The organism is Rhizobium sp. PL01, assembly GCF_033447125.1.
GTDB lineage: Bacteria > Pseudomonadota > Alphaproteobacteria > Rhizobiales > Rhizobiaceae > Pararhizobium.
Window position 1 is genome coordinate 308119 of record NZ_JAWQUM010000002.1, and the last position, 12347, is coordinate 320465.

Genomic DNA, 12347 nt, shown 5'->3' on the forward strand with positions numbered 1-12347 from the left:
TTCAAGGCGTTCCGGGACGGGTTTTGGCAATAGCCTGAATTAGGCGTTGGCAGCAAGTTTCATCGACACGATGCTGTCGGGATCCTTGACGGGCTCGCCCTTCTTGATCTTGTCGATAATGTCCATGCCGGAGATGACCTGACCCCAGACCGAATACTGCTTGTTCAGCCATGGGCTGTCGGTGAAGCAGATGAAGAACTGCGAGTTGGCTGAGTTCGGCATCTGGCTGCGGGCCATCGAGCATGTGCCGCGCACGTGGCTCATGTTGGAGAATTCAGCCTTGAGGTCCGGCTTTTCGGAGCCGCCCATGCCGGCGCGGGCCGGATTGAAATCCTTGCCGCCCGTTTTACCGTACTGCACGTCGCCGGTCTGCGCCATGAAGTCGTCGATGACGCGGTGGAACACCACGCCGTCATAGGCGCCTTCCGCGCACAGTTCCTTGATGCGGGCAACATGGCCCGGTGCCAGGTCTGGCAGAAGCTGGATGATGACCTGCCCCTTGGTGGTTTCCATGATGATGGTGTTTTCCGGATCCTTGATCTCGGTCATGGTCTTCTCCTTCTTTGTAAAGCGGGCTTGTTAAAGCGGGCGTTTTAAAACGTGTGTTACTTGCCGACCTTGACGCTGATCATGCGGTCGGGATCGGTGACGGAACCATTGTTGGCTTCGTCGCCCTTCTTGATCTTGTCGACATTGTCCATGCCTTCAACGACCTTACCGACAACCGTGTACTGGCCGTTCAGGAAATCGCCGGGTGCGAACATGATGAAGAACTGTGAATTGGCGGAGTTCGGATCCTGGCTGCGCGCCATGCCGACCGTGCCGCGTGCGAACGGAACCTTGGAAAACTCAGCTTCGACATTCGGCTTCGACGAACCGCCCATGCCGGCCATATCGGCCTTGAAATCCTTTTCCATGTTGCCGTACTGGACGTCGCCTGTCTGCGCCATGAAGCCCGGAATGACGCGGTGGAAGGCAACATTGTTATAATCGCCAGCTTCAGCCAGTTCCTTGATGCGCGCAACGTGCTTGGGCGCAACATCCGGCATCAGTTCGATGACGACCGGACCGTCCTTCAGCGTGATGGTGATGTATTCCTTGGCCTGGGCGAAGGCATTGCTGGTCAGGGATGCGAGGACAACGGCGCCTGCGAAAGCGAGTTGGAGAATTTTCATATGAACTCCCGTGGAAATAAAAGGAAAACGTCAGGATTTACGTTTTGCGTTCAGGGCCTGATGAACGGCCTTGGGTACGAAGGCGCTGACATCACCGCCCATGGCAGCGATCTGGCGAACCAATGTGGCGGTAATGGGTCGTGATGCCGTGCCTGCCGGCAGAAACAGGGTCTGGATATCCGGCGCCATTTGCCGGTTCATACCGGCCATCTGCATCTCATAGTCGAGGTCCGTGCCATCACGAAGGCCGCGGACCAGAAGCGAGGCGCAATGCTTTCGCGCCGCATCGACCACCAGATTGTCAAAAGAAACGACCGAGACATCGCCAGCTCTTTCCGGAAGGAATTCGTGTAGCGATTGCGCAATGAGGGCTGCACGCTCTTCAAAGGAAAACAACGGCGTCTTGCCGGGATGGATACCGATCGCAACGATGACCGCCGGCGCCACGTTCAGCGCCTGTACCAGCACGTCGAGGTGGCCGTTTGTCATCGGGTCAAAGGAGCCCGGATAAAAAGCAATGGTCATCGCGCCTGTTTCCGTTTCGAAGCCTTTTGTCACGGACTGAGGCCAATCGCAAGGGAGCACGCACGCCGCTCCCCGTGTTCCCTAAGGAACAGCATCCAGATCGCATAAGTGTAAAATGAATGGTGCGTTCGAGGTTGCTTCAAGCACGATTTTGTATTTCGCGAAGTAGAGAACGGAACTTTTTGCAGTCAATGCCGTTTACTGGCTGAAAGGATCACCGCTATGGCACTTATTCTTCTGTCGATGACCATGTTTTTTGTCATGCTTTTTGCAACGGCAAACGCAATCAGAAACGAAGCGCGCGTGGACCGGCCTGATCTTAACCGCACTCGATTGTTCAAGTAGAGGATGATCCGCAATGGCCATCACAATGATGATCATATCGGCAGTGATTAGTATCGTGTTCCTGGTTGATTTCGCCAAAACAATTTTCGAACTTCAACGCGACAGAAGCGCGATGAAGGCGATGAGCGGAGACGCTGGCGGTTTCAGCGTCTGACCCTCCAAAGTTTCCTACAGCGGCAACCTCCAGTGCCCGCTGACACAAAAGCCGGACGGTTCCCCTGCCAGTCCGGTTTTTCTTTGTCTTCATCACCTCAATGACAAACTCACAAAAAAGCCGGACGATGCGATCGCCCGGCTTTTTCCAATCATATCATGGAAGGTTTCATTCTTCCGTTGCGGCTGGTGTCTCCGTGGCCGACGCATCGTCATCCGATGTCTCCGTCTGGCCTGCGACGTCTTCGTCTTCTTCGGGTTCGGGCTCACTGATACGCTCGACCGAGACGACCTTTTCGTCCTTGGCTGTGGAGAAGATCGTCACGCCCTTGGTGGCACGGCTTGCAAGCCGGATACCGCCAACCGGAACGCGGATCAGCTGGCCACCATCGGAGACGAGCATGATCTGGTCGTTGTCTTCGACCGGGAAGGCCGCGACCAGTTCACCGATTTCGCCGGTCTTCGACGTGTCGGTGGCACGGATGCCCTTGCCGCCACGGCCGGAGGTGCGGAAGTCGTAAGTGGACGAACGCTTGCCAAAGCCCTTGACCGAGACCGTCAGCACGAACTGTTCGCGTGCCTTGAGCTCCTCGTAACGCTCATCGGTCAACTGACCTTCTTCGGTGACCTCTTCGCCAACGAGCGCTATTTCCTCGTCCTCGCCGGTTGCCGCACGCCGTTCGGCAGCTGCACGCTTGAGGAAGGCTGCGCGCTCCCAAGGCTCGGCATCGACATGGCCGACGATGGTCATCGAGATGATGCGGTCGCCTTCACCCAGCGTAATGCCACGTACGCCGATTGAGTTGCGGCCGGCAAAGACACGCACGTCATCGACGCAGAAGCGGATGCACTGGCCGAGCGCCGTCGTCAGAAGAACGTCATCATGCTCCGTGCAGGTCTCGACGGAGAGGATTTCGTCGCCCTCTTCATCGAGCTTCATGGCGATCTTGCCGTTGCGGTTGACCTGGACGAAATCCGACAGCTTGTTCCGGCGCACCGTCCCACGCGTTGTCGAGAACATCACGTCGAGGTTTTCCCACGTCGTCTCGTCCTCAGGCAGCGGCATGATCGTGGTGATGCGCTCGCCGGGTTCCAGCGGCAGCATGTTGATCAGGGCTTTGCCGCGCGATTGCGGTGTGCCGATCGGCAGACGCCAGACCTTTTCCTTGTAGACGATGCCACGCGACGAGAAGAACAGGATCGGCGTGTGGGTATTGGCGACAAACAGGCGCGTGACGAAATCCTCGTCGCGCGTTGCCATGCCGGAGCGGCCCTTGCCACCGCGGCGCTGCGCCCGGTAGGTCGTCAGCGGCACACGCTTGATATAGCCGAGATGGGACACAGTGATGACCATGTCTTCCTGGGCAATCAGATCCTCGTCGTCCATATCCGGACCGCCTTCGACGATCTGGGTCCGGCGCGGAGTGCCGAACTCGTCGCGAACGGCGATAAGCTCGTCCTTGACGATGGTCATGATGCGGATACGTGACGACAGGATATCGAGGTAATCGCTGATCTCGGCGCCGATCTTGTTCAGTTCGTCGCCGATTTCATCGCGGCCAAGGGCCGTCAGGCGGGCAAGGCGCAGCTCGAGGATCGCCCGGGCCTGCTCTTCAGACAGGTTGTAGGTCAGGTCCTCGTTGATGCGGTGGCGCGGATCGTCGATGAGACGGATCAGGCTTTCGACATCAGACGCCGGCCAACGGCGTGTCATCAACTGTTCACGCGCTGTCGCCGGATCCGGCGCGCTTCGGATCAGCTTGATGATCTCGTCGATATTGGCAACGGCAATCGCCAGGCCGACCAACACATGCGCCCGGTCACGCGCCTTGCGCAGCAGGTATTTGGTGCGGCGGCTGATGACTTCCTCGCGGAAGGTAACGAAGGCGCGCAGCATGTCGAGCAGCGTCATCTGCTCCGGCTTGCCACCGTTCAGTGCCACCATGTTGCAGCCAAACGAGGTCTGCAGCGGCGTATAGCGGTAAAGCTGGTTGAGGATGACCTCGGCGTTGGCGTCGCGCTTCAGCTCGACGACGACGCGGTAGCCCTGGCGGTCAGACTCGTCACGAAGGTCGGAAATACCCTCGATGCGCTTGTCCTTGACCAGCTCGGCCATCTTCTCGATCATCGTCGCCTTGTTCACCTGATAGGGAACTTCGGTGATGATGATCTGCTCGCGGTCGCCGCGCATCGGCTCGATGGTGGCGCGGCCGCGCATGATCACGGAACCGCGGCCGGTCTCATAGGCCGAACGAATGCCGGAACGCCCGAGGATGAAGGCAGCGGTCGGGAAGTCCGGCCCCGGAATGATCTCCATCAGCTGCGGCAGTTCGAGCGCCGGATCGTCGATCAGCGCGATACAGCCGTTGACGACTTCGATCAGATTGTGCGGCGGGATGTTGGTCGCCATGCCGACGGCGATGCCGCCCGCGCCGTTGACCAGAAGGTTTGGGAACTTCGCCGGCACCACCGACGGCTCGGAAAGCGTGCCGTCATAGTTGTCGCGAAAATCGACCGTTTCCTTGTCGAGGTCATCGAGCAGCGCATGCGCTGCCTTTTGAAGCCGGCACTCGGTATAGCGTTCGGCCGCCGGCGGGTCGCCGTCGATGGAGCCGAAATTGCCCTGACCGTCGATCAGCGGCAGCCGCAGCGACCAGGGTTGCGCCATACGGGCCAGCGCATCATAGATCGCCGAGTTGCCGTGCGGATGGAACTTACCCATCACGTCGCCGGTGACGCGGGCGCATTTGACGTATTTCTTGTTCCAGTCGATGCCCAGTTCGCTCATCCCGAACAGGATGCGCCGGTGCACGGGCTTCAGACCATCGCGAACATCGGGAAGAGCACGGCTGACGATAACGCTCATGGCGTAATCGAGATACGAGCGCTGCATTTCCTCCATGATGGAAATGGGCTCGATGCCTGGTGGGTTCTTGCCGCCGCCTGGTGTGCTTTGTTCAGTCAATTTCGATCACGATCTTTGTTCAGAATCAGACAGATTTTTATAGCCGAATGCATTGGCGAGCGCCAATTTCGAGGCCGGGTTTTGAACAGCCTTTTAGGCTCATCGGCGCTCTCACAGGCATTTGCAAGGCAAAAGCGGCAGAACAGTGAAGGACGGGCCTTTCATTCGTCCCCACCCTCGCCTAACAATTCATCAGACGGTCATCATAAACAAGGCCGCGAGGGGAACGGAATGTCTCAATTCGACCTTCTGATCAATGCGCTGACCACGATCCTGGTCACTATCGATCCGCCCGGCCTTGCGCCGATCTTCCTTAGCCTGACGGTCGGCATGAGCCGGCAGGAGCGCTTTCTGGTGGCCCGCCGTGGTACGCTGATCGCGTTCTTCATCCTGTCGGCCTTTGCGCTGTTCCGAAACGGCATCCTAGGACTGCTTGGCATCTCCATTGGTGCTTTCCGGATCGCTGGTGGCCTTTTGCTGTTCTGGATCGCCTTCGAGATGATTTTCGAGAAGCGCAACGAGCGCAAGGAAAAGACCGGTGAAACCGCCATCACCCGCGACCACATCCACAATATAGCGGTGTTTCCGCTGGCGCTGCCGCTGATTGCCGGTCCCGGCGCGATCTCGGCGACAATTCTGCTCTCAGGCTCATTCTCGGCGACGATCGACAGGGCTCAATTGATACTTGTCATCGCCTTCTGCCTCGCCATCCTGTTTGCCGCCCTCGTCATCGCTGAGCGCATCGACCGGTTCCTCGGCGTCACCGGCCGCGCCATCCTGACACGCCTGCTCGGCGTCATCCTCGCTGCCCTGGCAGTGCAATTCGTTGTCGATGGTATCAAGTCGACCATGGCCTTGTGACGATGCTTGCCATTAGGTGAAAACGAAAAAGGCCCGGTTTCCCGGGCCCTTTTGATTGCGCGATCGCTTCGATCAGAACGGAATGTCATCGTCCATGTCGCGCGAAAAGTTTCCGCCGCCGCCGCTATTGCCGCCACCGGTATTGCCACTGGAGCTATTGCCGCTGGAGCGGCCGGACGGTGCAGAGGACGGACGATCATAATCGCCACCGTAGTTGTCTGAACCGCCACCGGTGTTGCCGCCGCCATACTCAGAACCGCCACGGCCACCGCCGGCACCCTGCCCGTCACCCCGGCCGCCGAGCATCGTCAGCGTCGAATTGAAGCCCTGCAGCACGATTTCCGTCGAGTAGCGATCCTGGCCGTCCTTGTCCTGCCATTTGCGGGTCTGCAGCTGGCCTTCGATATAGACCGTCGCACCCTTCTTCAGATATTGCTCGGCAACCTTGCAGAGACCTTCATTGAAGATCACCACACGATGCCATTCGGTCTTTTCCTTGCGCTCACCGGAATTCCGGTCGCGCCAGCTTTCCGAGGTCGCAATGTTGAGGTTGGCGATCGGCTTGCCATCCTGCGTACGCCGGATTTCTGGGTCTGCCCCGAGGTTGCCGATCAAAATCACCTTGTTGACACTGCCTGCCATCTTGCTTTTCCCGCTATCCTGCCCGGCCTTTCAGCCCGGCTACCAAATTCAGAGCGCGCATCTTAGCGGCTGACGGCCAAGCATACGCCCCTTTGCGTTGTGTCATCCACAACAGATTTCAAAATTCGTTCTTTCTTTGTTCTAATAAATTTGTAATATCGTGTCAACCGACTCGGAAAGCCCGCTGTTTTTCACCTTGCGCCTCGACATGGGCGCTGGCGTACTTAAATAGGAGCTTTCCAATGCAGATATAAAGCTGGGCACGATGAGCAAACTCGAGACCATTTCCATCCGCGGCGCGCGTGAGCACAATCTGAAGGGCATCGACCTCGATCTGCCGCGCAACAAGCTGATCGTCATGACCGGCCTCTCCGGGTCCGGAAAGTCCTCGCTCGCCTTCGACACGATCTATGCGGAAGGACAGCGGCGTTATGTCGAAAGTCTGTCGGCCTATGCCCGCCAGTTCCTCGAGATGATGCAAAAGCCCGATGTCGATCAGATTGATGGCCTGTCGCCGGCCATCTCGATCGAACAGAAAACGACCTCGCGCAACCCGCGCTCGACGGTCGGTACGGTCACCGAAATCTACGACTACATGCGCCTGCTGTTTGCCCGCGTCGGCGTGCCCTATTCGCCAGCAACCGGCCTGCCGATCGAAAGCCAGACCGTCAGTCAGATGGTCGACCGGGTTGTCGATTTCGGCGAAGGGACGCGTCTTTATATTCTCGCGCCGATCGTGCGCGGCCGCAAGGGCGAGTATAAGAAAGAGCTTGCCGAGCTGATGAAGAAGGGATTCCAGCGCGTCAAGATCGACGGGCAGTTCTACGAAATCGCCGAAGCGCCAGCACTCGACAAGAAATACAAGCATGACATCGATGTCGTCGTTGATCGCGTCGTCGTACGTCCGGACCTGACCGCGCGCCTCGCCGACAGTCTGGAAACCTGCCTGACGCTGGCCGATGGCCTGGCCATCGCCGAATTTGCCGATAAGCCGCTGCCGCCGGAAGAAACAGCCGCAGGTGGTTCGGCCAACAAATCGCTCAACGAAACGCACGAGCGCGTGCTGTTTTCCGAAAAATTCGCCTGCCCGGTGTCCGGCTTTACCATTTCGGAAATCGAGCCGCGGCTGTTTTCGTTTAACAATCCGTTCGGTGCCTGCCCGACCTGCGATGGCCTCGGCAGCCAGCAGAAGATCGACGAGGCGCTGATCATTCCGGAGCCCGACCGGACATTGAAGAACGGCGCCATCGCCCCCTGGGCCAAATCGTCGTCGCCTTACTATAATCAGACGCTTGAAGCGCTCGGCAAGGTCTTCGACTTCAAGCTGTCCAGCAAATGGACAGACCTGTCCGGCGCGGCTAAAAACGCCATCCTGCAGGGCACCGAGGAAAAGATCAGTTTCCACTACGAGGACGGTGCCCGCTCCTATACCACCACCAAGAATTTCGAAGGCATCGTGCCCAATCTGGAGCGGCGCTGGAAGGAGACTGACAGCGCCTGGGCGCGCGAGGAAATCGAACGCTACATGTCGGCAGCCCCCTGCCCGGCCTGCGCCGGGTTCCGTCTGAAGCCAGAGGCGCTGGCGGTCAAGATCAACAAGATGCATATCGGTCAAGTCACGCAGATGTCGATCCGCGTGGCGCGCGACTGGTTCGACGTCCTGCCCGAACATATGAATGCCAAGCAGAACGAGATCGCGGTGCGTATCCTCAAGGAAATCCGCGAACGGCTGCGCTTCCTCAACGATGTCGGCCTTGAATATCTCAGCCTCTCGCGCAATTCCGGCACGCTGTCTGGCGGCGAGAGCCAGCGCATCCGGCTGGCCTCGCAGATCGGCTCGGGCTTGACTGGCGTGCTCTACGTTCTCGACGAACCGTCGATCGGCCTGCACCAGCGTGATAACGCCCGCCTGCTCGATACGCTGCGCCACCTGCGCGACATCGGCAACACGGTGATCGTCGTTGAACACGACGAAGACGCGATCATGACCGCCGATTATGTCGTCGATATCGGCCCGGCTGCCGGCATTCACGGCGGCGAGGTTGTCGCACAGGGCACGCCGCAGCAGGTGCTCGACAACCCGAACTCGCTGACCGGAAAATATCTGTCCGGCGAAATGGCGGTTGCGGTTCCGGCCGAACGGCGCAAAGCAAAGAAGAAAAAGGAAATCACCGTCGTCGGTGCCTGCGCCAACAACTTGAAAAATGTCACAGCATCCATCCCGCTCGGCATTTTCACCGCGGTCACGGGCGTGTCAGGCGGCGGAAAATCGACCTTCCTGATCGAGACGCTTTACAAGGCAGCGGCCCGGCGCATTATGGGTGCGCGCGAAAACCCGGCCGAGCATGACCGGATCGACGGTTTTGAGCATATCGACAAGGTGATCGATATCGACCAGTCGCCGATCGGTCGTACGCCCCGTTCGAACCCAGCCACCTACACCGGCGCCTTCACGCCGATCCGCGACTGGTTTGCCGGCCTGCCGGAAGCCAAGACCCGCGGTTATCAGCCCGGCCGCTTCTCCTTCAACGTCAAGGGCGGGCGTTGCGAAGCCTGCCAGGGCGACGGCGTCATTAAGATCGAGATGCACTTCCTGCCGGATGTCTATGTCACTTGTGACGTCTGCCATGGCAAGCGCTACAACCGCGAAACGCTCGACGTGCATTTCAAGGGCAAGTCGATCGCCGACGTGCTCGACATGACAGTTGAGGAAGGTGTCGAGTTCTTCGCCGCCGTTCCGGCCGTGCGCGACAAGCTGCAGGCGCTGCAGGGCGTTGGTCTCGGTTATATCAAGGTCGGTCAGCAGGCGAACACGCTGTCGGGTGGCGAGGCGCAGCGCGTCAAGCTTGCCAAGGAGCTGTCGAAACGCTCAACCGGCCGCACGCTCTACATACTCGACGAGCCGACCACCGGTCTGCATTTCCATGACGTCGCCAAACTTCTGGAAGTGCTGCACGAACTGGTCAATCAGGGCAATTCGGTCGTGGTCATCGAACACAATCTCGAAGTTATCAAGACGGCCGACTGGGTGATCGATTTCGGACCTGAAGGCGGCGATGGCGGCGGCGAAGTGGTGGCGACCGGAACGCCAGAGGATATCGTCAAGGAAAAGCGCTCCCATACTGGCGTCTTCCTGAAGGAGCTTCTGGAACGCCGGCCGATCCGCAAGATGGCTGCGGCCGAGTAGAGCATACAACGAGAGGGAGATAGCATGTCGACATCAGGCACAATTCGCTGCGGTATTGGCGGCTGGACCTTCGATCCCTGGGAGGGGACGTTCTATCCGGAAACGCTGGCGAAGAAGCGGCAGCTGGAATATGCCAGCAGCCAGCTGAAGGCCATCGAGGTCAATGGCACCTATTACGGTTCGCAAAAGCCGGAAACGTTTGCCAAGTGGGCGTCGGAAGTGCCGGATGATTTCATCTTCTCGCTGAAGGCCAGCCGTTTTGCCACCAACAAGAAGGTGTTGGCGGAGGCCGGTGAGTCGATCGGAAAATTCCTTGGCCAAGGGCTGACGGAACTCGGGCCGCATCTCGGGCCTATTCTCTGGCAATTCATGCCGACCAAGAAATTCGACGCCGATGATTTCGGGGCGTTTCTGGCGCTGCTGCCGGAGAAACAGGATGGCTTGACGCTGCGTCATGTCGTTGAGGTACGTCACGATTCCTTCTGCACACCGGAATTCACCGCCCTTCTTGTCAAGCATAAGGTGGCGGTCGTCTGCGCCGACCATTTCGACTATCCGATGATCGCAGATGTGACCGGTGATTTTGTCTACACGCGCCTTCAGACCGGCAGCGATGACGTCGAGACCTGTTACGATGAAAAGCGGCTCGATCTGTGGGCCGACCGGGTCAAAACCTGGGCGGCAGGTGGCGACATCGGCGACCTCGCCCATGCCGATCCCGCCCACAAGCCGGAAAAAAAGCAGCGCGACGTCTTTGCCTTCTTCATCACCGAGGGCAAGGTCAATGCACCGAATGGCGCGCGGGCGCTGCAGAAGCGGGTGGATTGATCAGCGGGCAGCTGGCAGAGGCTCGATCGCTGCGGCAAGGTCTTCTGCGGTCAAGCCCTCGCCCGCCTTGGTCCCTGCCCGGCCATGGCGCCAGACGCCGGCCGCTGCAGCCTCGAAAGCCGGCATGCCCTGCGCCAGGTGCGCGCCGATAATGCCGGCGAGCGTATCGCCCGATCCAGCGGTCGCCAGCCACGGCGGCGCGTTGGTATTGATGGTGGCTCGGCCATCGGGCGATGCAATAACTGTATCGGCCCCCTTGTAGACAATGACGGCGTGGCTGCGTTTCGCGGCCGCGATGGCGCGATCAACCTTCGAGAGAGTTGGGTCGGCGTCGATATCCGGAAACAACCGGGCGAACTCGCCCTCGTGCGGTGTCATCACCAGCCGGGTATCGCCTCCGGCAAAGGCCTCGAAAAGCGGCGCCGGATCGTCCTTGAAAGCAGTGATCCCGTCCGCATCAAGCACCAATGCCCTATCACTGAGCATCACGGCGTATTGCCGCGCCTTTTCCAAATCACCGAAGCCTGGCCCCAGGATAAAGGCGCTGAGACGTTTATCGGCAAGCCAATGCGATAGAGCAGCGGCATCCTCGATTTCCTTCAGCATCACCGCCGTCAGATGGGCCGCGTTGGCGCTGAGCGCTGCGGATGTGGCGGCCAGCGTTACCAGGCCTGCGCCAGCCTTCAATCCGGCCGCAGCGGAAAGCCGCGCCGCGCCGGTTGCCAGTGGCCCGCCCGAAAAGATGGCGAGATGCCCGCGTTTGAATTTATGGGACGACGGATCAGGGGCGCGCGCCTCCCCGCCCCACAGATGAGGAGTGTTTTCGCAAAGCCCGCTCGTATGTTTCTGCAAAATTCGCTCGGGTATGCCGATATCGAAGACCTCGAGGCTGCCACAGAGTACCCCGCCCGGCAGCAGCAGATGACCCGGTTTTCGCGCCATGAAGGTAACGGTGTGGCTGGCGCGAAAACTCTCGCCCAGCACCTGCCCGGTGCGGCCGTCAAGACCGGACGGCAGGTCAACCGCGATAACGGGAACCTGCGCCCGCGTGACAGCCTGAATCGCGACTGCCACTGCATCCGGAACCGGACGGGACAGACCAGCGCCGAACAGGGCGTCGATAACGACGTCCCCAGGCTCAGGCCGGTAGGCCTCCAGTGTTTCAGCGCTGCGCGCCCACTGCGCAACGGCAAGCGCCGCATCGCCTCTAAGACGAGCGGTATCTCCGAGCGCGTAAACTGCAACCACTGCGCCACTGCGCCGTAAGGCTGCGGCGGCAATATATCCATCACCGCCGTTGTTGCCCGGACCGCACAGAACGACAAACCGTAGCGCCTGCGGATAGAGCCGCAGTGCTGCAGCGGAAACAGCCTGCCCTGCCGATATCATCAGGGCGAAACTGTCGATACCGGACCGTGCGGAATCGCTATCGACCGCGGCCATTGCCGATGGAGTGATGATGGATGCGTCTCGATCAAAGGCCATGCCTCAAAATGCCCGCAAGCAGAGGAGCCGACAAGCTTAAAACGCGACCTTATTTTGTATATTTTTTAGGCATTTGCATACAATTCATGCTCGCCGATGACACCATTCGCAGCTACGTCTGACATGCACTGAGGACAAAGCCCCTTCGCGCAGAAAAATTCATAAAAAATAGGCAAATGGC

General features: G+C 59.3%; 10 protein-coding genes. 4 read left to right on the forward strand and 6 right to left on the reverse strand.

Features of this window, described 5'->3' with window-relative positions:
* Positions 1 to 39: 39 nt before the first annotated feature.
* The 3 genes from R6X40_RS05895 to coaD are packed head-to-tail and all read right to left on the reverse strand — an operon-like array spanning position 40 to position 1700.
* Positions 40 to 549: a peptidylprolyl isomerase gene (locus tag R6X40_RS05895; protein WP_318411820.1), complete on the reverse strand. Its 510-nt coding sequence runs from the start codon at positions 547 to 549 to the stop codon at positions 40 to 42.
* A 56-nt stretch (positions 550 to 605) separates the two neighbouring features.
* Positions 606 to 1175 carry a peptidylprolyl isomerase gene (locus tag R6X40_RS05900; protein ID WP_318411821.1) on the reverse strand — a complete coding sequence of 190 codons (570 nt, stop codon included), beginning with the start codon at positions 1173 to 1175 and terminating at the stop codon, positions 606 to 608.
* A gap of 30 nt (positions 1176 to 1205) precedes the next feature.
* Entirely contained in the window at positions 1206 to 1700 is a 495-nt protein-coding gene (gene coaD / locus R6X40_RS05905; RefSeq protein WP_318411822.1) for a pantetheine-phosphate adenylyltransferase, read from the reverse strand.
* Between the two features lie 358 nt (positions 1701 to 2058).
* On the opposite strand from coaD, the gene R6X40_RS05910 reads away from it, so the two are divergent.
* A complete protein-coding gene (locus R6X40_RS05910; RefSeq protein WP_318411824.1) occupies positions 2059 to 2199 on the forward strand; it encodes a hypothetical protein in 141 nt (46 codons plus the stop codon).
* Between the two features lie 168 nt (positions 2200 to 2367).
* On the opposite strand, the gene gyrA is transcribed toward R6X40_RS05910, so the two are convergent.
* Positions 2368 to 5163 (reverse strand): DNA gyrase subunit A, encoded by a 2796-nt coding sequence (gene gyrA, locus R6X40_RS05915; protein ID WP_318411825.1) that lies wholly within the window; start codon positions 5161 to 5163, stop codon positions 2368 to 2370.
* Positions 5164 to 5394: 231 nt separating this feature from the next.
* On the opposite strand from gyrA, the gene R6X40_RS05920 reads away from it, so the two are divergent.
* Positions 5395 to 6024 carry a MarC family protein gene (locus tag R6X40_RS05920; RefSeq protein ID WP_318411827.1) on the forward strand — a complete coding sequence of 210 codons (630 nt, stop codon included), beginning with the start codon at positions 5395 to 5397 and terminating at the stop codon, positions 6022 to 6024.
* A gap of 72 nt (positions 6025 to 6096) precedes the next feature.
* Here the strand turns inward: R6X40_RS05920 and R6X40_RS05925 are convergent, their stop codons facing one another.
* The gene (locus R6X40_RS05925) at positions 6097 to 6666 is read right to left on the reverse strand and encodes a single-stranded DNA-binding protein (protein WP_318411828.1); all 570 of its coding nucleotides are present in this window, start codon (positions 6664 to 6666) and stop codon (positions 6097 to 6099) included.
* A 265-nt stretch (positions 6667 to 6931) separates the two neighbouring features.
* On the opposite strand from R6X40_RS05925, the gene uvrA reads away from it, so the two are divergent.
* Both uvrA and R6X40_RS05935 read left to right on the forward strand, forming a co-directional pair.
* Complete coding sequence (uvrA, locus tag R6X40_RS05930) at positions 6932 to 9853, forward strand: excinuclease ABC subunit UvrA (RefSeq protein WP_318411830.1); 2922 nt, start codon at positions 6932 to 6934, stop codon at positions 9851 to 9853.
* 24 nt (positions 9854 to 9877) lie between these two features.
* Complete coding sequence (locus R6X40_RS05935) at positions 9878 to 10681, forward strand: DUF72 domain-containing protein (RefSeq protein ID WP_318411831.1); 804 nt, start codon at positions 9878 to 9880, stop codon at positions 10679 to 10681.
* On the opposite strand, the gene R6X40_RS05940 is transcribed toward R6X40_RS05935, so the two are convergent.
* Entirely contained in the window at positions 10682 to 12166 is a 1485-nt protein-coding gene (locus R6X40_RS05940; RefSeq protein ID WP_318411832.1) for an NAD(P)H-hydrate dehydratase, read from the reverse strand.
* Positions 12167 to 12347 lie beyond the last annotated feature (181 nt).